This window comes from Gracilibacillus massiliensis, assembly GCF_001458115.1.
Taxonomy (GTDB): domain Bacteria; phylum Bacillota; class Bacilli; order Bacillales; family Amphibacillaceae; genus Gracilibacillus; species Gracilibacillus massiliensis.
Genome location: NZ_CZRP01000012.1, coordinates 263,100 through 289,403 on the forward strand (window position 1 = coordinate 263,100; position 26,304 = coordinate 289,403).

Here is a 26,304-nt window from a genome sequence, read left to right on the forward strand (position 1 = left end):
TCCAAAGTTAGCTGAAGCCGTGCCCCCGGAAAGGGAGTGTTTTTCCGTAGCGCTGGATTTACACTCATCTAAATTCTTTATAATAATCGTCACAAGTTCGCAGTTTGTGTCTAACTAATAATGATGAATCTAAAGTCTTAGGATTAAATCGACATTGTTTACTTCATCCTATATAATGGGTATAGGAAAAGTGAGATCATCGAAGGAGGTAGCATATGAAAGGACAAACGTACATCATTCTAGCCGTAGTTTTCGCTGTCGTAATTGCCATTTTTGCTGTCATAAATGTAGATCCCGTCGAAGTAGATTATCTCTTCGGTTCTGGAGAAGCACCACTCATTCTTATCATATTATTTTCCGTTTTAATGGGAGCTATTATTACTGCTTCTGTTGGCGTAATTCGTGTTATTCGATTGCAAAAAGAATTACGAGCAGCAAAAGCTGAAATTAATACACTGAAATCACAAGATAATCCAGTGGTGGACGTAGAATCAGAGCCAACCGAAACATTTGAATTAGAAGAAAACGACGATAAAGTAAAATAATTCTGTTTGCTACCCTTGATACACTTTTGTATAATAAGTGAGTCAGGGGTGAATTTATGTTAGAAAGTCAATCAAACTGGATTTTTACATATAACCAATCAGATACCGAAAATTTGGAAGAGTTAGCAGATGTAAACGTTTCTCCTATTGTCAAACAATTGTTACTGCAAAGGGGAATCAATTCAACAGAAAAAGCTAATCATTTTCTAAATCCGGAATTAGATCAATTACATGATACATCTAATTTTTCGGATATTGATAAAGCCGTTAATCGAGTGAAAAAGGCAATTGATGAAGGCGAAAGTATTCTGGTCTATGGCGATTATGATGCCGATGGAGTCACCTCTACCACTGTCATGGTCGAAGCATTACGAGAAAGTGGTGCGATGTGTGATTATTATATTCCCAATCGATTTAAAGAAGGATATGGTCCGAATGAAGACGCGTTCCGTGAAGCACACCAACAAGGCTTTCAAATCATCATAACTGTAGATAATGGTATCGCAGGAGTAAATGAGGTGGAAGTTGCCAAAAAATTAGGAATTGATGTTATTATTACCGATCACCATGAAGTACAAGAGAAACTACCTGATGCTTATGCGATTATTCATCCAAAGTGCTCTGAAAACTATCCGTTTAAAGAATTAGCTGGTGTCGGAGTCGCATTTAAATTTGCAGAACATTTACTAGGTTACTTTCCGAAACAATTTCTTGACTTGGTTGTAATCGGAACTATTGCTGACTTAGTGCCGTTAAAAGATGAGAATCGTATATTAGTTCATTATGGATTACAAGCATTAAGTCGTTCCGATCGAAAAGGGTTAAAAGCGTTAAAGAAACTCAGTCAAATCGAAGGAAACGTAACAGAAGAGGATATAGGTTTTAGGATTGGACCTCGTTTAAATGCGGTAGGTCGCTTGCAAGATGCTAATATGGCAGTAGATCTGTTATTAACGGATGATCCACAAGAGGCAGAAGAATTAGCAAATTATGTTCAAGAACTTAATACCGAAAGGCAAAAAGTCGTGTCCTCGATTACTAAAGAGGCGATCGATTTGTTTGAACAAAGCAAAGGTGATCATAACGTAATCATTGTAGCGAATGAAGGTTGGAATCAAGGGGTATTAGGTATTGTTGCTTCTAAATTAGTACAAACGTATTACCGTCCAGCAATCGTTTTAACGATCGATCCTGATACAAAACAAGCCAAAGGATCTGCTCGAAGTATTGAAGGATTCGATATGTTTGAAAATTGTATGGAGCACAGAGAATTATTTACTCACTTTGGTGGCCATGCACAAGCAGCGGGAATGACCTTACCGGAAGAAAACATCAATACTCTGCAAAAAGAATTAGATTCCTGTGCCGAAGCACAACTAACAGAGGAAGATTACCGTCCACAGCTTCAGATTAGTAGCAAATTAAATATTGTTGATATTGATATGAAGCTATTAGAAACTCTTGATCAATTGGCTCCATTTGGGATGGGCAATCCAAAACCACTTTTTCATGTAGAAGCTACACCAGCAGACATTAGACAAATAGGTGCCACAAGGAATCATCTAAAAATGAAATTTGATGTTTCTGGTGTTCAGATTGATAGTATCGGTTTTGGACTTGGAGATAAAATGCCATTGATTGCTAAACAAACGCCAATTGAAGCGGTTGGTGAATTGCAAGTAAATGAATGGAACGGTATTCGTAAACCACAAATGATGTTGAAAGATATTGCTGTCAACAGTTGGCAACTTTTTGATTATCGAGGCTCAAGAAGTTGGCAGCAAAAGATAGACAGTAATCAATCCAATCAGTTTTTTGTAAGCTTTCAAGGGATCGACAATCAAGATATTCCAGTTTCCGATGTCGAATCCATGATAACCTATGAAAGAACGATTGATAGTTTATATTTATTAGATTTACCTAATTCTCTGGATGAAATAAGAAAAGTTTTACAAAACGTTGACTTTAAGCGATTATTTGTTTGTTTTTCTACTGACGAGAGTAATTATTTTCGATCATTGCCAACTAGAGAAGAATTTAAATGGTTATACCAACAGCTAGTAAAACGAAAATATTTTGACTATAAAATAGACGCACCGAAACTAGCAAAATTCAAAGGCTGGAAACTAGAAAAGATAAAATTTATGTTCCAAGTTTTTCATGAGCTCCATTTTGTTACAAGAGAAAATGGTGTGATTGTTCCAACCAATCAACCATCTAAAAAGGATTTAACAGAAGCACAAGTATATCAGGAAAGAAAGCAATGGATCGAATTAGAAGAAGTATTAATTTATTCATCATATACACAATTAAAAACATGGTTATCTGAACAATTAGAAGTTGAGGTGCCTGAGGAGGAAATGGCTTATGGATTATAAAAAGTATATAACGGTGGTAGAAGATTGGCCTAAAAAAGGTGTTAAATTTAAAGACATTACGACATTAATGGATAATGGTCCTGCATATAAAGCAGCAGTAGATGAAATTGTAACATATGCAAAAACAAGAGAAATTGACCTTGTGGTTGGTCCAGAGGCAAGAGGATTTATCGTTGGTTGTCCAGTGTCTTATGCTTTGGAAATTGGATTTGCACCAGTTCGTAAGGAAGGCAAATTACCTCGTGAAGTAATCAAAGTAGATTATGGGTTAGAGTATGGAGAAAACGTCTTAACGATTCACAAAGATGCAATAAAGCCAGGTCAACGTGTGTTGATTACTGATGATTTATTAGCAACCGGTGGAACGATCGAGGCTACTATTAAACTGGTCGAAGAATTAGGTGGAATTGTAGTAGGGTGTGCGTTCTTAATCGAATTAACTTATTTAAACGGTCGTGACAAACTAGAAGGCTACGATGTATTAACATTAATGGATTACTAATACAGACAGAACAAGATGACTTCAAAATAGAAGTCATCTTTTTTATACTAAGATTTCATTAGCAGGTAGATGAAGTAGATTCCTCCTACTAAAGAAACGATTAAACCAACAGGTATTTCAGACGGGGCAAGTATATTTCGGCCTATTGTGTCTGCTGCTAATAGCAACAAAGCTCCTAGTAAAGCAGAAGTAATGAGCATCTGTTTATGACCCGCACCAACTAATCTTCGTGCCAAGTGCGGAATTACAAGACCAAGAAAAGCAATCGCACCCCCGACAGCCACGCTTGCACCTGCAAGAGCTACTGCGATAAAAAGTAGGAGGATTCTTTCTTTCTCTACTGCTGTACCAAGTCCTTGAGCCGTTTCATCACCAAGATGTAATGTATCCAAAGTTCTTGCTTTAAAAAAAGTAATCGGGAGCAGAATAATAATCCATGGCAATAATGCTAAGGTGTAACTCCAATCCGTTCCAGCAATATTTCCAGATAACCAAATCGTAGCTTGAGTAAAATTATCAGGATCCATTTTCAATTGATAGACAATAATCAAAGCTTGAAATGCTGCGTTTATACCAATACCAACTAAGATTAATCGAATCGGAGAGACACCATTCTTCCAGGAAATTAAATATATTAAAATAGCGGCCACTACGGCCCCTGCAAGTGCTGCTAGAGGTAGTACAAAAACTTGTGATGTCGGGTTTCCCTGTGTTAAGTAAATAAATAATACGACAGCAAAACCGGCACCGCTATTAATCCCTAAAATACCCGGGTCAGCCAATTCATTATGTGTTACACCTTGAAGAATCGCACCAGAGATTGCCATTCCGGCCCCGATTAAGAGTGCAATCACCATACGTGGAAGCCTGAAATCAAATAAGACAAGTTGATTCTGATCACTTCCTTGGCCAATCATGGTTTTCCATACATCTAACGGAGCGATACGCATTGTGCCGATATTAAGTGAAATTAATAGTGTGATAATAATTGCAAGTATTAGTCCTACTATCATAAATCCTGCTTTTCTTTTTTGTGAAGTCATTATAAGCCTCTCCCTTCACGCCGAGCAAGATAGAGGAAGATTGGAACCCCTACTAATGCAGTCATCGTACCTACTGGTGTTTCAAATGGAGGATTTATCATTCGAGACGCGGTATCGGCAAGAACTAGAAGCAGTGCTCCTAAAATAGCTGCTGCTGGAATAATCCATTGATAATTTACTCCAACAAGAAAGCGTGTAATGTGTGGAATCACTAGACCGATAAATCCAATCGTTCCTGCAACTGCAACTGCTGCCCCTGTTAAAAGAAGTACAACTATTGTTGCGGTTACTTTAAGAACAACGGTTTGTTGACCCAATCCTTTTGCAACATCATCACCTAAGTTTAGTACGGTAATCGATTTCGATAATAAAAGAGCGATAACCAGACCGATCAGTACAATCGGTGCCAGCAATTGTACATGAATCCATTGGACACTAGCAACACCACCTGCATACCAAAAGCTTATATCTTTTGCAATATTAAAATGAATCGCTATACCAGAAGATAGAGCACTTAACATAGATGTTACAGCAGTACCAGCTAAAGCTAATTTAACAGGAGTAAGGCCACTTTTAGAAATCGAACCTACTCCAAAAACTATACCAGCTCCTAATCCTGCTCCAGCAAAAGCCCATACCATCATGCTTAAGGATGAAACTTGCGGCGTGATTGCCATAGCTACAGCGATCATAAAACTTGCACCCGCAGTTACTCCCATAATAGAGGGGGATGCCAAGGCATTTCGAGTCATTCCCTGCATAATTGCTCCTGATACAGCGAGAGCTGCGCCAATTAAAGCAGCGGCCAATCCCCGAGGTATACGCAAATTACGAATGATCTGATGCGCAGTTTCATCGGGGTTATATTGCGCGAGACTGTTCCAAATCGTAGGTAAATCAACTTCTGCTGCCCCATATAATATCGATAATCCTAGCGAAAGTAAAAGTATAATAAAACCGCCAATAATTACGAAAGATGCCACCAGTGGCCTAGAATTTTGTTTGTTTCTTTTATAAAAAGACATTTTCACGATACTCCTTAAACATTGAGAACAATTTTCACCGTTTCTAGTATAATCGATTGAAATAGATTATGGTAGTAGAGAGGTTTTAATTTGAAAAATATTTCTTGTAATTGAAAATGAAAATTGTTATCATTTATAAAGTGAGATTACACCGTAATAATATTAATTGCGTTACATAGTAGAAGGGGGAATTTTAAAATGAAATCATATACAAAAAGTTGGTTAATAGGATTAGTCACACTGTTCTTGCTATTTTTAGCAGCTTGTGGTGATGAAGGAGAAACAGAGTCAACAGAATCAACAGAATCTACTGGAGAAGATAACGAAGCTACAGAGGCGCCTGCTGCTGACAATGAAACAGAAGAACAAGGGACCCGTACAATAACGGATGCGATGGGCAATGAAGTAGAAGTTCCAGCAAATCCAGAAAGAGTGATTGGATCTTATCTAGAAGACTATTTAGTTGCATTAGGAATTGACCCCGTTGCCCAATGGTCGGTTCGTGACGGTGAAGATGTTCAGGATTATTTACAAGATGATTTAGAAGGAGTTCCAACGATTCCGAGTGAACTACCTTATGAAGCTGTAACTTCATATGATCCGGACTTAATATTAATGGATTCTGCTAGTATGGTGGAGGACAATAAGTATGATCAATATAACAAAATTGCACCTACTTTTGTTGTTGGTACCGAAGAGAAAAATGATTGGCGAGAAAAATTTCAGATCATTGCGGAAGTATTCGGAATGGAAGAAAAAGCAGAAGAAGTATTAGCGGAGTATGATACAAAAGCAGAAGATGCTAAAGAGCAAATTCAAGCATCAATTGGTGATGAATCTGTTGCTGCATTATGGTTATTTGCCGATACCTTTTATATAGTTAGTGAGAACTTGTCGAGTGGTGATTTATTATATAATGAACTAGGCTTGACTACTCCAAGTGTAGTATCGGAGATCTCAGAAACTGCAACAGCAAATTGGTCGGAAATTTCTTTAGAGAAAATGGCGGAATTAGAAGCGGATCATATCATTTTAGTTAACAGTGAAAATGGCTCAAGTGTATTAGAAGATCCGATCTGGCAAAACATTCCTGCTGTACAAAAAGATAATATTTACGAATATGATCGAAGCGCCAGCTGGTTATATGGTGGACCAATCGCCAACAGTCAAATGATAGACGACGCAATAGAAAGTCTAGTTGAATAATGAAACAAAACGTTGAGCAATCACTGCTCAACGTTTTTTATATCAAGGATTATGAGACATCACTGAGCAAAAGAAGGATTATGTGACATAACTCAGGTGGTAATTTTGAGATTTTATCTGTGCTTTACAACCGCTCCGGCTTGCCCGTTTTCCTTTCCGCGGGTTTTTACCCTAAGCTAACTTTTTAAGCAAAGTACGCTTAAAAAGTGGATCTTAGGGTAAAAACATCCCGCAGGAGTGAAAACGGACGCCTGCGCTTTTTTATGCGTTACAATTTAAGCAAGAGGATGCATTTTTGCTTTTATCCCTATCATTTGTGAAAGTTATTTGTAGAAAGAACCCAAAATATTAGCATTTGCAAAAGTTGTAGAATTTCATTGAGCGTAGGCGCCCCACGGAAAGGGAAGTGGGCAGGCCGGAGCGGTTTTTTGCACATATATCATTTCAAAATGGATATCTGAAATATGACGCATAATCCTTCTTTTGTTCAAGAGTATTTGCTTTATATTACGAAGAGATAGTATTCTAAATCAGATAAATGTATAAAATGTCGAGAAATGAAAAAGAATTTAAGGAAATATGAGCGTTTTTTTGATATGATAGATAAAACACTTTCTATAGTGGAGTGGGACAGTCTAATAATAAAAGGTGATTACATGGCAAAAGATAAAATTTTAGCACCTGAAGATATTTTTGAAAAAGCAAAAAGCTATCTGAACGACGAAGATATAGCTTTTATTAAATATGCCTATCAATATGCTGAAAAAGCGCATGAAGGCCAGTTTCGAAAATCAGGAGAACCCTATATCATTCATCCCGTGCAGGTTGCTGGAATCTTACTCGATTTAAAATTGGATCCAGAAACAATCGCTGGCGGTTTTTTACATGATGTAGTAGAAGATACATCCGTAACAGTCGAAGACTTAGAGGAAGCATTTAATGAAGAAGTCGCAATGCTTGTCGATGGTGTAACCAAACTAGGTAAAATTAAATACATGTCAAAAGAGGCACAGCAAGCTGAGAATCACCGAAAAATGTTCATTGCAATGGCAAAAGACATACGAGTTATTTTGATCAAGCTTTCGGATCGCTTGCACAATATGCGAACCCTGAAACATTTACCTGCTGAAAAGCAACGCCGTATTTCCAATGAGACGATCGAGATATTTGCTCCATTAGCACACCGTTTAGGGATTTCAGCTATCAAGTGGGAACTAGAAGATACTGCACTTCGCTATTTGAACCCACAACAATACTATCGAATCGTTCATTTAATGAAACAAAAGCGTGAGGAACGTGTCTATTATATCGAAGAAGTAATGGACGAAGTAAAAAAACAATTAGAGGATGTAAACATCGAAGCAGAATTCTCCGGTAGACCAAAACATCTATATAGTATTTACCGCAAAATGATGCTACAGAAAAAGCAATTCAATGAAATATATGATTTGCTAGCCGTGCGAATTATTGTTTCAAGTATTAAAGATTGTTATGCGGTATTAGGTATTATTCATACATGCTGGAAGCCGATGCCAGGCCGTTTTAAAGATTATATCGCAATGCCAAAACCGAACCTATATCAATCACTCCATACAACGGTTATTGGCCCTAAGGGAGCTCCACTTGAAGTGCAGATTCGTACGAAAGAGATGCATGAAATTGCGGAATATGGGATTGCTGCACATTGGGCTTATAAAGAAGGTAAATCAGTAAATCCGTCACAACAATCAAACGAAGATCGGCTCGCTTGGTTCCGCGAAATATTAGAGTGGCAGAATGACGCAGATGATGCGGAAGAGTTTATGGAGTCGTTAAAAGTCGACCTTTTTTCAGATATGGTCTATGTATTTACACCAAAAGGCGATGTGATTGAGTTGCCGAGAGGATCCGTACCGTTAGATTTTGCCTATAAGATTCATACCGAAGTAGGGAACCATACGATCGGCTCAAAGATTAATGGTAAGATGGAACCACTTGATTACCAATTGAAAAATGGCGACATTGTTGAAGTTATGACTTCTAAGCATTCTTATGGTCCTTCACAGGATTGGCTGAAAATGACGCAAACATCACAAGCAAAAAATAAAATAAAACAATTTTTCAAGAAACAACGTCGTGATGAGAATGTTATAAAAGGCCGTGAAATGATTGAAACAGAAATTAAACATGCAGGATTTGAACCAAAAGAAGTATTAACTGAAGATAATATTCAACTTGCGTTAGAGAAATTCAATTTTGCGACAGAAGAAGATATGTCTGCAGCAGTTGGATATCATGGGATTACCGCTGCACAAATTGTCACAAGGCTTACAGAGAAAATTAGAGAACAGCAAGAGAAAAACAAAAATATTGAAGAAACGATTGAAGAAGTAAATGCAAGTGGTCAAAATATTAAGAAAAAATCGAAGCGTGACTCAGGAGTACGTGTTGAAGGTGTCGACAATATGCTGATACGTGTCTCTAAATGCTGTAATCCTGTCCCAGGCGACGAGATTGTCGGCTATATTACAAAAGGTCGAGGTGTGTCTGTACACCGTAAAGATTGTCCTAATGTCAAAACAGCAGAGGCTGAGGACCGATTAATCTATGTTGATTGGGAAAATGAAGAATCAGAATCGAAATCCTATCATGTCGATCTTGAGATCTCTGGGTACGATCGTCGTGGTTTACTAAATGATGTGTTGCAAGTTATTAATGAATCGAAAACAAACATCATAGCAGTGACGGGTAAATCAGATCGGAATAAAATTGCGATTATTCATGTTACCATTTTGATTCATAATATTACTCATTTGCGACGTATTGTCGATCGTTTAAAACAGATACAAGATGTATATACCGTCGAAAGAACGATTCAATAATAAGGCAGGGAACGAATATGAAAGTAGTATTACAGCGAGCTTATAACGCTTCTGTTGAGGTTGGGGAAGAAGTTGTCGGTAAAATAGATCATGGATTTGTCGCATTGGTTGGAGTAACCCAGCAAGATACAGACGTTGATGTCGATTATTTAGTTAATAAAACTGTAAATTTGCGTGTTTTTGAAGATGAAGAAGGAAAGATGAATTTGTCTTTAAAAGATGTAGGTGGTAGTGTATTATCGATTTCTCAGTTTACTTTATATGGCGACACTAGAAAAGGTAGAAGACCTAATTTTATGAATGCTGCAAAACCAGAAGATGCGGAGAAACTTTACCAACAATTTAACGAAAAGCTCCAAGCAGAAGGAATTCATGTGGAAACAGGTGCTTTTGGTGAAATGATGAATGTATCACTCACAAATAACGGTCCTGTGACCATGATTATCGATTCAGAAGACCGTAACAAGAAAAAGTAATTTCGAACATAAATAATTTTTAAATAGTAAGCATAAGTAGCTCAGACAAAAGAATTATATAATTACAGAATCCAAACGATAGAATAGACTTTGAATCGTTTGGATTTATTGTGTATTTGGAACATACTGCGTAATTTGCATTTAGTTAATTTTGAAACCAAAAGTGTGCTAACATAGCGCTCCGGCCGATTGCTTCGCTTTCCGCGGGGACGGCTTCAGCTAATTTTTCAAAATAAAATTTATTTTATTTTGAAAAATGGATCTTCAGCTCGCCCTGTTCCCGCAGGAGTCTTCGCAATCGGCCTCCGCTATATGGTAGTTCTACAATGCTTGTGACAGCTAGTAATTTGAGCTTTTAATCCAAATGTCGAATTCTTCAAATGATAAAAATACCAATATGCTTCCTAATCCTAGCGTTGTAGAATATCAATTTAGCGGACAAGCCGGAGCGGTTTTTAAGCACACAAATCATGTCATAATTACTACATCATTTATTGCGTAGTACCCTTCAATTGCTGAATTTTATCTAAAGTATGCCTGTAATCCTCTTGCAATTCCTCTGCTGATTGCTTCTAAATAAACTCTTGATTGTATGTGAGTTTCTTCGGTTTGATTGGATATAAAACCTAATTCCAATAATAATGATGGCCGGTGGTTTGTACGTAAAACTTGTAAATCCTGTTGATCTATTCCGCGATTATTAGCTTCTGTTTGACTGATGATCCCCTGATGCACATATTCAGCTAATTGCTGATCACGATCAGAATAATAGAAAGTATCAATGCCTTGAACATCAGGAAATTCGGGTGTGCTATTATAATGGAGGCTTAGAAAAACATCCGCACGATGTAAATTGGCAAACGATACTCTGCTAGTTAACGGTATATATTGATCCCTGGTGCGAGTAAGAAAAACCTCTGCTCCCTGATTTTCTAGAATTTCCTTCATCACATTTGCCGTTCGTAATGTGTAACGGCTCTCATATCCATTAGATTCTCCAATAGCGCCAACGTCTCTCCCGCCATGTCCCGGGTCAATTACGACTCGTTTACCCGTAAGATTTCCAGATTGGTTTATTTCTTCTGTTTTATCACTTTGTGTCTCTTCAGTGGTCACGTCCTCTTGTTCAGAAATAGCTTCTTTTTGCTCAAGTTCTTCAGGTTCAGTTGGAGTTACTTCCTCAATAACTGAAAAATAATCTTTATGTATCCATCCTTCTTCATCGGTTATTTGTATTTTCGCCCAATCACCTGATTCTTCTAGAATTGAGTAGTTTTCAGGAGGATTTACTTGTGTAACAACATCATATTCTGTTCCTGGTCCGGTTCGTACATTTAAATTTTCACCTTCAATTTGGGCTTCTTTTGCATAAATAAGCAACGACATAGAAAAGATAAGAACAATACTAACAATTGTTACAAAACTCACTTTTTTCACGATAGGATAACATCCCTTCAACTAATATCCCTTCTATCTTATCGAATATTGAATAAAAAGTAAAAAAGGAATGAAAAAAGTCATGCACACTAGTTACAAACATCAAAGAACTGCTGCTACCAATCATTTTCAAACAAACCACGTTCATCACTTTAAAGAATATCAGCTAAGAGATTATCAGACGGAAATCGCAGCACAATTCGATATTGCTTTACATTCGACACAGAAATTATCGAAAAATAAAAAACGAACTTGACAACCTTACAAATAAACGATTATGATATAAGCAATTCGATTAAATTTAAATGTAAAATGAAAATGCCATAGAAGGAAAAAGTAGCGGAGCAAACAGTAGCAAAGAGAGAGGATTCCCTGGCTGAAAGAATTCTTGTTATCTGACTCGCGTGAAAGACATTCTGGAGGTTTTGTGCTGAAAAAAGAGTAAGTATGAACGTAGGCAGGCGTTAACTGTTTTGAGTGGAAGTATACGTACTTCAACTAGGGTGGCAACACGGGTAATCTCTCGTCCCTTTCTATAGGGGTGGGAGTTTTTTTATGCAAAAAATTCACGGAGTAAGAGGGGGAGATCACATGAAAGCACCTAGAGGCACGCAAGATTTATTACCAGGTGTAACGGAAAAATGGCAATACGTTGAAGAGAAATTAAAAGAATTAAGTGGTCGTTACCATTACCAAGAAATACGTACGCCTATTTTTGAACATACGGAATTATTTCAACGTGGTGTTGGTGATACAACAGATATCGTCCAAAAAGAAATGTACACCTTTTTAGATAAAGGAGAGCGAAGCATTACTTTGCGTCCAGAAGGAACAGCTTCTGTTGTGCGATCATTTGTGCAGCATAAATTATTTGGTTCTCCGAATCAGCCAACAAAACTATTTTATATCGGACCTATGTTTCGATATGAAAGACCACAACAAGGTCGAATGCGCCAGTTTGTCCAATATGGTGTCGAAGCATTAGGAAGTGCCGATCCTGCTATCGACGCAGAAGTAATATCATTAGCAATGAATGCCTACCAAACATTAGGACTGAAATCGTTAAAATTAGTTATTAACAGTCTTGGTGATCAGGAAAGCCGCGAGAATCACCGCCAGGCATTAGTAGATCACTTTACACCTGTAAAAGATGAGTTGTGCGGAGATTGTCAGAACCGATTAGAGCAAAATCCATTACGTGTACTGGACTGTAAAAAGGATCGAGACCATCCGAAAATGCAAGATGCACCATCGATTTTGTCCTATTTGAACGATGATTCGAGTGTCTATTTCGAAAAAGTAAAAGCCTATTTAGATGCAATGGGGATCGAATATCAAGTAGATCCGAATCTTGTTCGAGGATTAGACTATTATAACCACACCGCCTTTGAAATTATGAGTGATGCTGAAGGATTCGGAGCCATTACAACGTTATCAGGCGGTGGCAGATACAATGGACTAGTACAAGATCTTGGAGGACCTGAGACTCCGGGTATTGGTTTTGCATTAAGTATCGAACGCTTATTAATGGCACTTGAAGCTGAAGGTGTATCACTACCAATTGATGAACAATTGGATTGTTATGTGGTCGCATTAGGCGATAATGCCAATTTAAAAGCAGCTGCGATCGTTAATGATATGCGTCAAGTTGGGATTCAAGTCGATAAGGACTATCAAGGCAAAAAATTCAAAGGTCAATTTAAAGCAGCGGATCGTTTAAAAGCAAAATTTGTTTTAGTACTAGGTGATGACGAATTAGCGAACAATCAGATTGCTGTTAAAAACATGGAAACAGGAGAACAAGAAACTGTAGCCATTGATCAACTAATCACACATATACAAGGGATATTATAAGGGGGATAATAATGCGCACATTAGCAGGCACATTACGAAAAGAACATGTTAATCAAGAAGTAACTTTAAAAGGTTGGGTACAGAAACGACGTGATTTAGGTGAGATTATTTTCATCGATTTGCGTGACCGTTCTGGTGTCGTACAAATCGTATTTAATGCAGAAAATGGCAAAGAAACACACGCAATTGGTGATAGTGTTAGAAGCGAATATGTGATCGAAATTAAAGGGAACGTCGTTGAAAGAGACCCAGAGACTGTAAATCCTAAAATTGATACAGGGGACATTGAAGTTTTTGTTACAGAAATCAATGTATTGAACGAAGCAAAAACACCTCCTTTTTCACTTACAGATGACATAGATGTTTCAGAAGACGTCCGACTCAAATATCGTTATTTAGACTTACGTCGTGAGGTTATGCAAGAAACTTTCAAGTTGCGTCATCATGCAACACAATCAATACGCGAATTTTTAAACGAAGAAGCCTTTTTAGAAATGGAAACACCGATGTTAACGAAAAGTACTCCAGAAGGTGCGCGTGACTATCTAGTACCAAGTCGTGTTCATGAAGGTTACTTTTATGCATTACCACAGTCACCACAGTTGTTTAAACAATTATTAATGGTATCAGGATTTGAAAAATACTATCAATTTGCCCGTTGTTTCCGTGACGAAGACCTTCGTGCCGATCGTCAGCCGGAATTTACTCAAATCGATATTGAAACATCTTTCATGTCAATGGATGACATTATTGAAATGACCGAACGTATGATGACTAAGGTAATGAAAGAAGTAAAAGGATTAGATATACAAACGCCATTTACACGGATGCCATATGATGAAGCAATGGAGCGTTTTGGTTCAGATAAACCAGATGTTCGTTTTGAAATGGAATTAGTTAATTTGTCGGAAGTTGTAAAAGAGTCTGGCTTTAAAGTATTCCGTCAAGCTGTTGAAAACGGTGGAAAGGTGAGTGGCTTGAACTTAAAAGGTAAAGCAGATCACTACTCACGTAAAGATCTAGACAATATGACAGACTTTGCAAAAATTTATGGTGCAAAAGGATTAGCATGGTTAAAAGTAGAGGAAGACTCACTAGTTGGTCCAATAGCTAAATTTTTCTCTGAAGAAGAACAAGGACAATTCCGTCAGTTGTTAGATGCACATGCTGGAGATATCCTATTCTTTGTAGCTGACAAGAAACAAGTTGTTTACGATACACTAGGAGCACTGCGTTTGAAATTAGCAAAAGATCATGACCTAATTGACGAGAGCAAGTTTGAATTTCTCTGGATTACCGATTGGCCATTATTAGAATATGATGAAGAAGCTGGACGTTATCATGCAGCACACCATCCTTTTACCATGCCATTCGAATCTGATTTCGATAAATTAGATACAAACCCTGGAGAAGTGCGTGCACAAGCGTATGACTTGGTCTTAAATGGTTATGAATTAGGTGGAGGATCGTTACGTATTTATAAGCGTGAGATGCAAAATCAAATGTTCGAAAAATTAGGATTTACAAAAGATGAAGCGGAATCTCAATTTGGATTCTTACTGGATGCATTGGACTTTGGTGCACCACCACACGGAGGAATAGCATTAGGGTTCGACCGCTTTATCATGTTACTTGCTGGACGTACCAATCTGCGAGATACGATTTTGTTCCCGAAAACAGCATCAGCTTCAGATCCGATGACAGAAGCACCAAGCGCTGTAGACCACAAACAATTAAATGAACTACATTTAAAGTTAAAATAATGTAAAGAAACGGTAAGGTGTTTGTAAACAAAATCGCTTGAAATAGCTTAGGTGATATGCTATTATTTACTTACAATCAAACAACAAACAATCCTGATGTGTTCGTCGATTAATTGACGTTTTGACCGAACACCATTAACATCGGGAGCCTGGTGTTCTTATATGGAATGCAAGCCGCATTTACTTACGTATTGTTTGCGGAAGCATGAAGTATAGGACAGGGCACCCACCTGCTAGGAGCGGGATCAAAACTCATCACAGCGACGGCACAATTGGGATTGTCGATTTAAAAGTTCAAGGCCCATTAACCTAATTTGGTTAATGGGCCTTTTTGGTGATATAGCTTGAGCAAACTCGAGCCTTTAGTCGTGCGTAAGCAAGCATCGATTGAGACATCGTTTTAGCTATGTTCATCAGCAGACAAATGTCGGCGAGAAAAGATCTCATCGGCATTTATTAGCAAAAAAGTGATAAAAAAGCCGACGAGAAGCAATCTCATCGGCAATTGATAGCAAAAAAGTGATGAAAATACCGACGAGAATCGATCTCATCGGCATTTATTAGCAAAAAAGTGATAAAAAAGTCTACGAGAAGCAATCTCATCGGCATTTGGCAGCTAATTAGTGGTGAAACTACCGATGATGAACTGTCTCATCTTCAATTCTCGAGTACTATTAAACAAAAAATAAGATACTATTAGCAATATCCCTATTTGCTAAGTATAAACTATCAAGATATTACCTTTAGTTACTTCTCATTTTTTTATAGTACATTCCACTGCATTTATTTAGCAACTTGCTCTAAATTCCCGTTTTTGTCCATTCGGAATTTTGGAATTGTACGAGGTTCTTCTTCATCGAAAACGACCATTTTTCTAGCACGTTCTACTATTTGCATAAAAGCTTGGTAGTCTTCTTTCATTGTTTTAAGTTCATTTTCCAATTGTTTTGCTCTTTTTTGCTCAGTTTCTAGTTGTTGTTGTAACATTTCGTTTTCTTGTACTAGTTTCTGATGGTTCACTTGAGAAGATTGTGCTAGCTTTTGTTCCTTTTTCAGATATTGAAGATATCGAATAACTTGTTCGAGGTTAAGACTGTATTCTTCTTGTTTTGGTTCTTCTTTTTGTTTAACCTGTTTGTGATTGGAACTCCAATTCAATAACGAATATACTTCGTCTTCAATTGATCTAGTTTTCTCCGTATCTTGTTGTTCGGGCTCTCTGACAACAGGTGGTGTATAAACATTCGATTGTTTAGCAATTGCTCGTTTTCTATCTTTTCGTTGTTTCTTCGCAATTTGCACCGCTTGTTCATAGTTTTGACGCACTTCTGCATTCCAACGGAAACCACATGCAGCAGAAGTTCGGTTTAATTTATCCCCGACTTCATCAAAAGCTGTTAGTTGTGTGCTCCCTTCTCGGATGTGTCGTAAAACAGTTTCTGCTAATAACAGGTCATCTTCATGTGACCAGGCATCTTGACGTACTTTCGCCATGTATGTTCACTCCTTGCTTAATTCTGGTATATTTTTTATTTAATAGATTTATATCGTACAAATCAATAAGCTTATTTGCTATTTTGACCAGAAAAGGAGTGAATTAAACACTATTTATTTAATTTTTGATATATTTGTTGTAAATTTTTCTCAAACTTGCCGGTATCCTTAGGATGATAATATTGTTTATTTTTAATTTTATCGGGTAAATATTGCTGTTTGACCCAGCCACTATCGTATGCGTGAGGGTATTTATAATCTACCCCACGACCGAGTGCTTCGGCTCCTTTATAATGTGCGTCTTTCAAATGTGCAGGAATTTCTCCAGTGTCACCATTTCGAATATCAGAAAGTGCCGCATCTAATGCAGAATAAGCAGTATTGGATTTTGGTGATAAACACAATTCGACTATGGCGACAGATAATGGAATTCGAGCTTCTGGAAAGCCTATTCGTTCTGCTGTTTCTACGGCAGCAAGTGCTCTTGGTCCTGCATGTGGATTGGCAAGGCCAATGTCCTCATAAGCACAAACGAGCATACGACGAGCTATGCTTTCTAAATCACCTGCTTCAATCAGCCTAGCTAAATAGTGAAGTGCTGCGTCGACATCACTGCCGCGTATTGATTTTTGAAAAGCAGATAGAACATCATAGTGGGCATCGCCACCTTTATCATGTGAAAAGCTTTTCTTTTGCATACAAGCTTCAGCATTCGCCAAATCAATCACAATTTCACCATCTTCACTCGGTGTAGAGTACGCAGCTAATTCTAAACCATTTAAAGCTGCGCGCAAATCACCGTTACAAGCATTGGCAAAATGTTCTTTGGCTTCTTTTTCAACAACAAGCGAAAGATCCCCAAGACCATTTTCATTATCTGAGATTGCTCGTTCGATCGCTTCGATAATATCAGATGGTTCTAAGCGATATAATTCAAAAATGTGGGACCTGCTTCGAATCGCAGGATTGATCGAATGATAAGGGTTGGCTGTTGTACAACCGATTAACGTAATTAAATTTGATTCCACATGTGGCAGGAGAAAATCCTGTTTTGCCTTGTCTAGACGGTGAACCTCATCCAATATGACAACTAATTGACCAGACATTTTCGCTTCTTCGACAGCAATTTGCATGTCTTTCTTCTTATCAATTGCTGCATTCAATAATTTAAAGCGAAGCCCTAAACTGTTGGCTATTCCAATTGCCATCGATGTTTTGCCTGTTCCAGGTGGTCCATATAATATCATGGAATGAAGACGGTTTGCTTCAACCATTCTGCGGATTGTATGTCCTTTACTGACTAAATGTTGTTGTCCAATCACTTCATCAATATTTTTTGGTCTCATTCTGAATGCAAGTGGTTGCTTCACCATGTATGACATCCTTTCTTATTTAACCATCAAAGCAAGCAGCTTGACTTTTTTTAGCTGCTTTTTTAATATAGGCAAGTATGTAATGACAACTAACTTACTAAGAATTATTCTGCAAATAGTATACCATTCATGCTATAATAACAACTAATGACAAACATTGTATATAGATATTTTGAAGGGGAAAAATGAGGTGTAACCATGAAAATTTCGACAAAAGGAAGATATGGTCTTACCATTATGATCGAGTTGGCGAAGAATAATGGAAATGGTCCGATGTCGTTAAAAAGTATCGCAAAAGAGAATAATTTATCAGAACATTATTTAGAGCAATTAGTTGCACCATTACGAAATGCAAGTCTAGTAAAAAGTATTCGGGGCGCATATGGAGGCTATGTACTTGCAAAAGAACCAACTGATATTACAGCTGGTGACATTATCCGTATTTTAGAAGGGCCAATAACTCCTGTTGAAGGTATTGAAGAAGAAGAACCAGCGAAACAAGAGCTCTGGATACGTATTCGCGATGCCGTCAAGGACGTATTAGATACAACAACATTAGAGGATCTATCCACATACGGGGAAAAAGGTACCCAGGATCCTTATATGTTCTATATTTAAAGAAAAGGGTGGAACCATATGAACGCGATCTACCTAGATCACGCTGCAACCACGCCGGTCCATCCGGAGGTTGTCAACGTCATGACAGAAAGCTTAAAAGAGAATTTTGGAAATCCTTCTAGTATTCATTCATTTGGGAGAAAAGCTAGACAGGTTTTAGATAAAGCAAGAACGATTGCAGCACAGTCCATTCAAGTATCTGAAAAAGAGATTGTATTTACGAGTGGCGGTACGGAAGCAGATAATTTAGCAATTACCGGTGTAGCACATGCAAATAGCGATAAAGGTAAACACATTATCACGACCAAAATTGAGCATCATGCTACATTACATGCTGTTGAGAATTTAGAAAAAAACGGCTATGAAGCTACCTATTTAGATGTCAATCAGCAAGGCTATGTCGATATAAATCAGTTAAAATCAGCCTTACGCGAAGATACGATTTTAGTAACTGTAATGATGGTTAATAATGAAACAGGTGTCATTCAACCAATAAAAGAAATTGGCGAACTTTTAAAAGATCATCAAGCCTATTTTCATACCGATGCAGTCCAGGCTTACGGGATGCTACCGATTGATGTAAAGGAATTACAAGTTGATTTATTAACGGTGTCCTCCCATAAGATTAACGGTCCTAAAGGCTTAGGGTTTCTGTACATTGCACCTGATGTAGCAGTTCATGCTCTTCAGCACGGTGGTGAGCAGGAACGGAAGCGACGTCCGGGTACAGAGAATATGTCGGCAATTATTGGTTTTGCAGAAGCAATTAAACTAGCCCAAAACGAAAGGGAAACTCGTTATCAGACGTATCAAGCGTATCGAGATCAATTTTTGCAAATTCTAAGTGAGCAAGAAGTTACTTTTTCGATAAATGGTGAAAACAGTGAACGTGTACCATCTATTATTAACCTTAGTTTCCCTGGAGCAAATGTCGAAGCACTTTTAACTAATTTTGATTTGAGTGGTGTTGCAGCATCAAGCGGAAGTGCTTGTACCGCGGGATCTGTAGAACCGTCACATGTGTTAAGTGCGATGTTCAGTGAAGAGAGTGCTTGTACAACGAATTCGATCCGGTTTAGTTTTGGACTGGCTAATGATCAAAAAAATGTGCAAGAGGCTGCAAAGAGAGTTGCTAAAATAGTTAAAAGACTAACAAAATAAGGTGGTGACAACATGAATAAAAACGAAGATACAAGAGTAATTGTTGGAATGAGCGGTGGAGTAGATTCATCTGTTACAGCTCTTTTATTAAAAGAACAAGGGTATGATGTCGTTGGTATTTTTATGAAAAACTGGGATGATACCGATGAATTTGGTGTATGTACTGCAACAGAGGATTTCGATGATGTTGTAAGAGTATGTAATCAGCTTGATATTCCTTACTATGCGGTTAACTTTGAAAAACAATATTGGGATAAGGTCTTTACTTACTTTTTAGATGAGTATAAAGCGGGTCGTACACCAAACCCTGATGTGATGTGTAATAAAGAAATTAAGTTTAAAGCATTCTTGGATCATGCCTTATCACTTGGTGCAGACTATGTGGCAACAGGTCACTATGCCCAAGTAAATCGCGATGGTCAACGCGCGGAAATGTTACGCGGTGTCGATGATAATAAAGATCAAACCTACTTCCTAAATCAATTATCGGAAGATGTTTTACAAAAGGTAATGTTTCCGCTTGGACATTTACCAAAATCAGAAGTACGCAGAATTGCTAAAGAAAATGATTTAGCAACTGCGAATAAAAAAGACAGTACCGGAATTTGTTTTATCGGTGAACGTAACTTCAAAGATTTTCTTAGTGAATACTTGCCAGCACAACCTGGTAAAATGATGACATTGAGCGGTGAAGTAAAAGGCGATCATGACGGTCTGATGTATTATACCATTGGTCAACGTCAAGGATTGGGCATTGGAGGACCAGGTGGTCCATGGTTCGTTGTTGGTAAAAACTTGAAAGATAATGTCTTATATGTTGGAGCAGACTACCATAATGATGCGCTTTATTCTGACGCACTGATTGCTGTAGACATGAATTGGATTAATGAAAAACCAACAGAACCATTCCATTGCACAGCAAAATTCAGATATCGTCAAAAAGATAACGGGGTAACCGTATATCCGAATCAAGATGGCACAGCAAAAGTCATATTTGATAATCCAGAGCGTGCCATTACCCCAGGACAAGCCGTTGTCTTCTATCAAGATCAACTTTGTTTAGGTGGCGGCACGATTGATGATATTATTAAAAACGATAAATTTTTGGATTATGTAGGGTAAATATTAGAGGGACAGCATGCATGTCGTGCTGTCCTATTTGTTTGTAACCCAATCACAAACAGTGGATCTCATATAACAAGCTACATTTTTTCAGAAATAAATCTTACGGACGAAATTTATGCAAAAGTGAAGAAAGTGTCCATAAGATTGAGTCTAACGGACAAAAGTCGTGCAGAAGCGAAGAAAGTGTCCGTAAGAATGAATCTAACGGACAAAATTAGTACAAAAACGAAAAAAGTGTCCATAAGAAAAATAATACGAATCGAATCATTTGAATCACACTGTTCTCACTAGACACTAGTTGCACGTCTGTTCACTATTAAGCTAAAATAATAGCAGGAGGTTTTACTATGACAGAAATCGATCAAGGGATTCAATATATGAAAGAAGGAAAATTAGAAGAAGCAGCACAGTATTTCACGGAGACAATCGAAAAAAATCCAGATGATCCCGTTCACTATATTAATTTCGGTAATCTACTTTTACATATGAAAGATTATGATCGAGCATCAGGATTTTACAAAAAAGCAATTGAGCTCGATGACCAAGCTGCAACTGCTTATTACGGCTTAGGTAATGTTTACTTTGAACAAGATGACTATGATCCAGCAAAAGAAAATTTTCAAAAGGCGATCAAGCTAGGTTTAGAAGAAGCAGATGTCTACTTCATGTTAGGAATGACGTTTTTATATGACGAGCAATTTAAATTATCATTGCCGTATTTACAACGAGCAGGTGAACTAAACCCAGATGATGTCGATGTTCGGTTCCAATATGGGCTTGCCCTAGCTCAAACACAGCAACTTGATCAAGCTAAACAAACCTTCAATAAGGTACTTCAATTAGAAGAGGAACACAGTGATGCACATTATAACTTAGGGGTAATTGCTTTATTCGATGAAGATGTCGATAAAGCATTAGAGCATTTTGATAAAGCAATAGAAATTCAACCTGACCACCTTTTAGCTGGAAATGGGAAAAAGCAAATTGAAATAATGTTAGAAGAAAACGAATAATGAGAGGAGGACTTTGCAATGGAAACTGGACAAATCGTTGAACAAAAAAACTTTATTAAAGGGGAAATGATCCATACGATTTTTGAAAACAAACAGGAGCATTTTTCCATTGCAAAGATTAAAATCCTTGAAACGAATCAAAAATTTGATGAGGATGAAGTGGTTGTAAAAGGTTATTTTCGTAGATTAGATCCAGGTGAGACCTATGAATTTTATGGTAGGGTAGTCGATCATAAACGTTTTGGTCGCCAATTTCAAGTCGATAGCTACCAACGATTTTTACCTGAGTCAAAAGAAGGGGTAATCGCCTATTTATCTAGCGAACTCTTTCCAGGCGTAGGCAAAAAAACAGCCGAACGAATCGTTGAGACATTAGGTGATTCTGCTCTTTCGCAAATTTTGAATGACCAGTCCGTGTTAGAAAAAGTAAAAGGGTTACCAAAAGAAAAACAAGAAAAAATTTATCGGATATTACAGGAAAACCAAGGATTTGAGCATATTGTCGTTCAATTATCAAAATATGGTTTTGGATTAAAGATGGCGCAAAAAATGTATGCAGCTTTTAAAGAAGATACATTAGACACATTGCAAACGAACCCATATGCATTTGTTTTTGAAGTAGAGGGCTTTGGTTTCCTGCGTGCCGATCAAATGGCTCGAGAACACAATATTTCTCATGACCACTCAACTCGATTGCAAGCAGCGTGTTTCTACCTTTTACAAAATAGTATTCAAGATGGACATGTTTATCTACCTCTCGATCAATTAGTATACGAGATGGATCAATTATTAGATGGTGAAGCAAACAACATTGCGGTTGATAAGATGACAAGTGAGATTGTCGAACTAAATAAAGATAAGCAGATTATCGTATTAGAAAAGAAAGTGTATTTACCTTCTTTATATTATTCAGAAACCGGCTTCTGTTCACAAATAAAACGAATCGCTGAGAAAAAAATAGAACGTTCTTTCACGGATGCTGAATTATTAAAAATTGTTGGTGCGATTGAAGAAGAAGAAGCACTTAGCTACGGAAAAGAGCAATACCAAGCAATGGAAACAGCTTTATCAGAGAAAATGTTTATCTTAACCGGTGGACCCGGTACAGGAAAAACAACTGTGATCAAAGGTATTATTAATGCGTATGCCGAAATTAACGGCCATTCATTAGACCCTGATGACTATAAAGAAGATGAAGAGTATCCATTTGTTCTAACAGCGCCTACTGGAAGAGCAGCAAAACGAATGAAAGAATCAACAGGAATTGAAAGTGTCACGATCCATCGATTATTAGGATGGGATGGTAACGAGACGTTTGATCGAGATGAAAATAATCCGTTAAAAGGGAAAATACTCGTGATTGATGAGTTTTCAATGGTGGATATTTGGCTTGCCTATCAGCTATTCCGAGCGATACCAGACGACATGCAAGTATTAATCGTTGGTGATGAGGATCAGTTACCATCAGTTGGACCAGGCCAAGTGCTTGCTGACTTATTAAATAGTGGTGTTGTAAAATCGGTATCTTTGAAAGAAGTGTATCGTCAAAAAGAAGGTTCTAAAATCATTCAGTTAGCACATGAAATTAAGAACAATCAAGTCAGTCCCGAAACATTGACGAAGGCGAATGATTTTAACTTTTTCAGTTGTCCGGATTATCAAGTTGTTGATATTGTCAAACAAGTAGTGAAGAAAGCTTATGATAAAGGTGTCGATCAACGTCAGATTCAAGTATTAGCTCCAATGTATCGATCGAAAGCGGGTATTCATCGTCTAAATGAAGAATTACAAGCAATTGTAAATCCGCCACAACAGGGTAGGAGAGAAATGAAATTCGGTGATACGGTTTTTCGAAAAGGCGACAAGGTCATTCAACTCGTGAACCAACCGGATGATGGCGTTTTTAACGGTGATATTGGTGAAGTTGTGGCAATTTTTGAAAAGGACGAAAATGTTGAACAAGAAGAACAAATTGTTGTCGAGTTTGACGAAAAAGAAGTCAACTATGCAAAAGCAGACCTAATGAATCTTATGCATGCCTATTGCACTTCGATACATAAATCACAAGGTAGTGAGTTTTCAATCGTTATCGTACCAATCATTAGAGGGTATAATCGTATGCTTCGCAAAAATTTAATATACACTGCGATCACACGTGCCAAGCAGTCACTCGTGATGTGTGGTGACAAACAGGCATTTTTGCGTGGCGTAAGCACAGAAGATAGCAATCAACGCTACACCTCACTGGTTCACTTTTTACATGAACTATTTGATATGAGTGAGACGAATGAGAAAAAAGTGGAAGATACACAAAAATTAACAGCTGATGAGCGATTATTGGCAGTTGATATTGGCCAAGAAAACTTCTCCCCATATGATTTCATGGAATAAGACACATGTACGAATCCGTATATGTGTCTTATTTGTATGTTTTTAGAACATTTATTATAAAAAATATTCCTAGCTACTAAAAACAAATACTCAGCTTAGTCATAAAAGAAAGATTATGCGACATAACTCTTGTGGTAATTATGAGATGATGGATGTGGGTAATATCCGCTTCGGCTTGCCCACTTCCCTTTCCATGGGGTTTACCCTTCAGCTAACTTTTCCAAGCAAAAACCGCATGGAAAAGTGGATCTTCAGGGAAAACGATCCCACAGGAGTGGAAGTGGCCGCCTACGCTTAGTGGGACTCTACAACTATTGCAAATGCTAATATTTTGGATTATTACAATTAGACAATAAGCCAGCTTATATTGATAACAATGATTAATCTAATGATAAATAAAGGAAATGATAATTACGCCAATATGATTATTCTTACTTGAGTTGAAGAGTATAAAAAAGCGCAGGCGTCGGCTTTCACTCCTGCGGGATGTTTTTATCCGAAGATCCACTTTTTAAGCGCCCTTTGCTTAAAAAGTTAGCTGAGGAGAAAAACCCGCGGAAAGGGAAGCCGACAAGCCGAAGCGGTTGTTACGCACTTCTCAAATCTCATAATTGCCACAAGAGTTATGTCGTATTGTCCTGCTTTTATTCACTAACGCTATTTTAAAATAAAAATTATGTATAAATACGATCAAATTGGAAAGGATGATAAGTAAAATGGAAAAGTGAGGGAATGTCTTGTGATCTGTCCGAATTGTCGCAGCAAGAATATCGGCATCATAGGTTCTCAGCAATACTATTGTTGGGATTGTTTTATTGAATTATCCGTACAGAACGATATCGTACATCTTCATGAAGTAGAAGTAGATGGTTCATTAAGTTCATTAGACGACTTATTCTCAGATGAGGAAAGACGTGTGGAAAGATGATATATGTTTAATCACTCAAAAATTCAAATAGCTCTTGGGCTAGTTATTCTTTGCCTTGCTGTCTTGTTTTTATATCTTATGTACATTCTTTTTCCCTTTTATAAGCATGTGCTAATTGTGATACTGCAAATTTTAGCACCCTTCTTAATTGCTGGATTAATCGCTTATATATTACATCCTATCGTTGAAAAGATACATGATTACCGTATACCAAGACCGCTCGCAATTATTTGTATCTATCTGCTTTTTTTTGCGCTCATCGGATATGGCATCTATGTATCTTTCCCCATTTGGATTAAACAAGTTCAAGAACTGAGAGAAAATATTCCTCAATTCTTCGATTCTTATCGTGATTTTATTTATGATCTCTATAGGCAAACCTCTTTTTTACCAGAAGAATTTCATAATAAATTAGATCAATTTTTCTCGGATATGGAAGAGACTCTGGGTGAACGACTCAGTTCAATGATTAAGAATATACCGATGTTGTTTGATATTTTTATTGTGCTAGCAGTAGTTCCGATATTAGCATTTTATTTTCTGAAAGATTATAAGCAATTACAAAAAGGATTTTTGAAACTCGTTCCAATAAAATATCAAGAATTCACCAAAAAGCTAGCACATGACATGGAAAATAGCTTAGGACAATACATAAGAGGTCAAATACTTGTTTGTTTTATAGTAGGATTGGTCAGTTATTTCTTATTAAAATGGATCGATATGAGATATGCGATAGTGTTAGCGACCATTATAGGATTCACTAATTTTATTCCGTATTTTGGCCCTATTATTGGAGCAATCCCAGCACTATTAATTGCCTTCACGATTTCAATCGATATGGTAGTCTATGTATTTTTCGTTGTATTAGCCGTCCAACTCTTGGAAGGAAATTTACTATCTCCCTTTATCGTAGGAAAAAGCATACATATCCATCCGGTCTATTTGATACTTACGCTATTTATTGCGGCGAAACTTGCAGGGGTGTTCGGAATGATATTTGCAATTCCGTTGTTGGCAGTGGGAAGAGTAGCAATTCCTTTAATTTATCAGAGTGCTAAACGTTCGTAATATTGTATCAAGTATCTTGGACTACCAAGCGAAAGCAATTGAC

21 protein-coding genes, 1 other RNA gene and 1 other annotated feature are annotated in these 26,304 nt (G+C 37.5%); of the genes, 17 read left to right on the top strand and 5 right to left on the bottom strand.

From position 1 onward, the window contains the following. The first annotated feature begins 215 nt into the window (after positions 1-215). The 3 genes from BN3107_RS08895 to BN3107_RS08905 are packed head-to-tail and all read left to right on the top strand — an operon-like array spanning position 216 to position 3,425. Positions 216-545: a LapA family protein gene (locus tag BN3107_RS08895; protein ID WP_058307279.1), complete on the top strand. Its 330-nt coding sequence runs from the start codon at positions 216-218 to the stop codon at positions 543-545. Positions 546-601: 56 nt separating this feature from the next. Continuing rightward, positions 602-2,923, top strand: coding sequence for a single-stranded-DNA-specific exonuclease RecJ (gene recJ / locus BN3107_RS08900; protein WP_058307280.1), 2,322 nt, complete (start codon positions 602-604; stop codon positions 2,921-2,923). Further along, positions 2,913-3,425 carry an adenine phosphoribosyltransferase gene (locus BN3107_RS08905; RefSeq protein WP_058307281.1) on the top strand — a complete coding sequence of 171 codons (513 nt, stop codon included), beginning with the start codon at positions 2,913-2,915 and terminating at the stop codon, positions 3,423-3,425. The genes recJ and BN3107_RS08905 overlap by 11 nt, the downstream gene beginning before the upstream one ends. A gap of 47 nt (positions 3,426-3,472) precedes the next feature. Here BN3107_RS08905 and BN3107_RS08910 read toward each other — a convergent pair whose 3' ends face one another. Continuing rightward, a complete protein-coding gene (locus BN3107_RS08910; RefSeq protein WP_058307282.1) occupies positions 3,473-4,468 on the bottom strand; it encodes a FecCD family ABC transporter permease in 996 nt (331 codons plus the stop codon). Next, positions 4,468-5,493 (bottom strand): FecCD family ABC transporter permease, encoded by a 1,026-nt coding sequence (locus BN3107_RS08915; RefSeq protein WP_058307283.1) that lies wholly within the window; start codon positions 5,491-5,493, stop codon positions 4,468-4,470. Before BN3107_RS08915 ends, BN3107_RS08910 begins: the two co-directional genes overlap by 1 nt. A gap of 198 nt (positions 5,494-5,691) precedes the next feature. On the opposite strand from BN3107_RS08915, the gene BN3107_RS08920 reads away from it, so the two are divergent. The 3 genes from BN3107_RS08920 (at position 5,692) to dtd (ending at position 10,036) form a co-directional block, all read left to right on the top strand. Next, the gene (locus tag BN3107_RS08920) at positions 5,692-6,699 is read left to right on the top strand and encodes an ABC transporter substrate-binding protein (protein ID WP_058307284.1); all 1,008 of its coding nucleotides are present in this window, start codon (positions 5,692-5,694) and stop codon (positions 6,697-6,699) included. 656 nt (positions 6,700-7,355) lie between these two features. Then, positions 7,356-9,560, top strand: coding sequence for a RelA/SpoT family protein (locus BN3107_RS08925; RefSeq protein ID WP_058307285.1), 2,205 nt, complete (start codon positions 7,356-7,358; stop codon positions 9,558-9,560). Between the two features lie 17 nt (positions 9,561-9,577). Then, on the top strand, positions 9,578-10,036 hold the full coding sequence (gene dtd / locus BN3107_RS08930; protein WP_058307286.1) for a D-aminoacyl-tRNA deacylase: 459 nt from the start codon (positions 9,578-9,580) through the stop codon (positions 10,034-10,036). A 522-nt stretch (positions 10,037-10,558) separates the two neighbouring features. Here dtd and BN3107_RS08935 read toward each other — a convergent pair. After that, on the bottom strand, positions 10,559-11,473 hold the full coding sequence (locus BN3107_RS08935; protein WP_231735278.1) for an N-acetylmuramoyl-L-alanine amidase: 915 nt from the start codon (positions 11,471-11,473) through the stop codon (positions 10,559-10,561). Positions 11,474-11,555: 82 nt separating this feature from the next. Between BN3107_RS08935 and BN3107_RS19805 the strand changes: the two genes are divergently transcribed. The 4 genes from BN3107_RS19805 to ssrS all read left to right on the top strand — a co-directional run bounded on the left by BN3107_RS19805 (position 11,556) and on the right by ssrS (position 15,373). Then, complete coding sequence (locus tag BN3107_RS19805; protein WP_156416112.1) at positions 11,556-11,729, top strand: hypothetical protein; 174 nt, start codon at positions 11,556-11,558, stop codon at positions 11,727-11,729. A 59-nt stretch (positions 11,730-11,788) separates the two neighbouring features. Then, positions 11,789-12,007 (top strand) — a binding site (T-box leader). A gap of 57 nt (positions 12,008-12,064) precedes the next feature. Next, positions 12,065-13,327 (top strand): histidine--tRNA ligase, encoded by a 1,263-nt coding sequence (hisS, locus tag BN3107_RS08940; protein WP_058307287.1) that lies wholly within the window; start codon positions 12,065-12,067, stop codon positions 13,325-13,327. A gap of 11 nt (positions 13,328-13,338) precedes the next feature. Further along, entirely contained in the window at positions 13,339-15,090 is a 1,752-nt protein-coding gene (gene aspS / locus BN3107_RS08945; protein ID WP_058307288.1) for an aspartate--tRNA ligase, read from the top strand. A gap of 87 nt (positions 15,091-15,177) precedes the next feature. After that, positions 15,178-15,373: non-coding RNA, 6S RNA (gene ssrS, locus BN3107_RS19360), on the top strand. A gap of 500 nt (positions 15,374-15,873) precedes the next feature. Here ssrS and BN3107_RS08950 read toward each other — a convergent pair. Then, complete coding sequence (locus tag BN3107_RS08950) at positions 15,874-16,584, bottom strand: RsfA family transcriptional regulator (RefSeq protein WP_058307289.1); 711 nt, start codon at positions 16,582-16,584, stop codon at positions 15,874-15,876. Positions 16,585-16,694: 110 nt separating this feature from the next. Further along, positions 16,695-17,957, bottom strand: coding sequence for a replication-associated recombination protein A (locus BN3107_RS08955; protein WP_058307290.1), 1,263 nt, complete (start codon positions 17,955-17,957; stop codon positions 16,695-16,697). A gap of 198 nt (positions 17,958-18,155) precedes the next feature. Here BN3107_RS08955 and cymR point away from each other — a divergent pair, with 198 nt between their 5' ends. The 7 genes from cymR to BN3107_RS08985 all read left to right on the top strand — a co-directional run bounded on the left by cymR (position 18,156) and on the right by BN3107_RS08985 (position 26,261). Continuing rightward, positions 18,156-18,575, top strand: coding sequence for a cysteine metabolism transcriptional regulator CymR (gene cymR, locus BN3107_RS08960; RefSeq protein WP_058307291.1), 420 nt, complete (start codon positions 18,156-18,158; stop codon positions 18,573-18,575). A gap of 18 nt (positions 18,576-18,593) precedes the next feature. Continuing rightward, positions 18,594-19,736, top strand: coding sequence for a cysteine desulfurase family protein (locus BN3107_RS08965; RefSeq protein WP_058307292.1), 1,143 nt, complete (start codon positions 18,594-18,596; stop codon positions 19,734-19,736). A gap of 12 nt (positions 19,737-19,748) precedes the next feature. Next, positions 19,749-20,858: a tRNA 2-thiouridine(34) synthase MnmA gene (gene mnmA / locus BN3107_RS08970; protein WP_058307293.1), complete on the top strand. Its 1,110-nt coding sequence runs from the start codon at positions 19,749-19,751 to the stop codon at positions 20,856-20,858. Positions 20,859-21,208: 350 nt separating this feature from the next. After that, on the top strand, positions 21,209-21,874 hold the full coding sequence (locus tag BN3107_RS08975; RefSeq protein WP_058307294.1) for a tetratricopeptide repeat protein: 666 nt from the start codon (positions 21,209-21,211) through the stop codon (positions 21,872-21,874). A gap of 18 nt (positions 21,875-21,892) precedes the next feature. Further along, on the top strand, positions 21,893-24,265 hold the full coding sequence (gene recD2, locus BN3107_RS08980; RefSeq protein ID WP_058307295.1) for an SF1B family DNA helicase RecD2: 2,373 nt from the start codon (positions 21,893-21,895) through the stop codon (positions 24,263-24,265). 739 nt (positions 24,266-25,004) lie between these two features. Further along, positions 25,005-25,193: a hypothetical protein gene (locus BN3107_RS19365; RefSeq protein WP_231735281.1), complete on the top strand. Its 189-nt coding sequence runs from the start codon at positions 25,005-25,007 to the stop codon at positions 25,191-25,193. Positions 25,194-25,196: 3 nt separating this feature from the next. Continuing rightward, entirely contained in the window at positions 25,197-26,261 is a 1,065-nt protein-coding gene (locus BN3107_RS08985; protein WP_058307296.1) for an AI-2E family transporter, read from the top strand. The last annotated feature ends 43 nt before the right edge of the window (positions 26,262-26,304 follow it).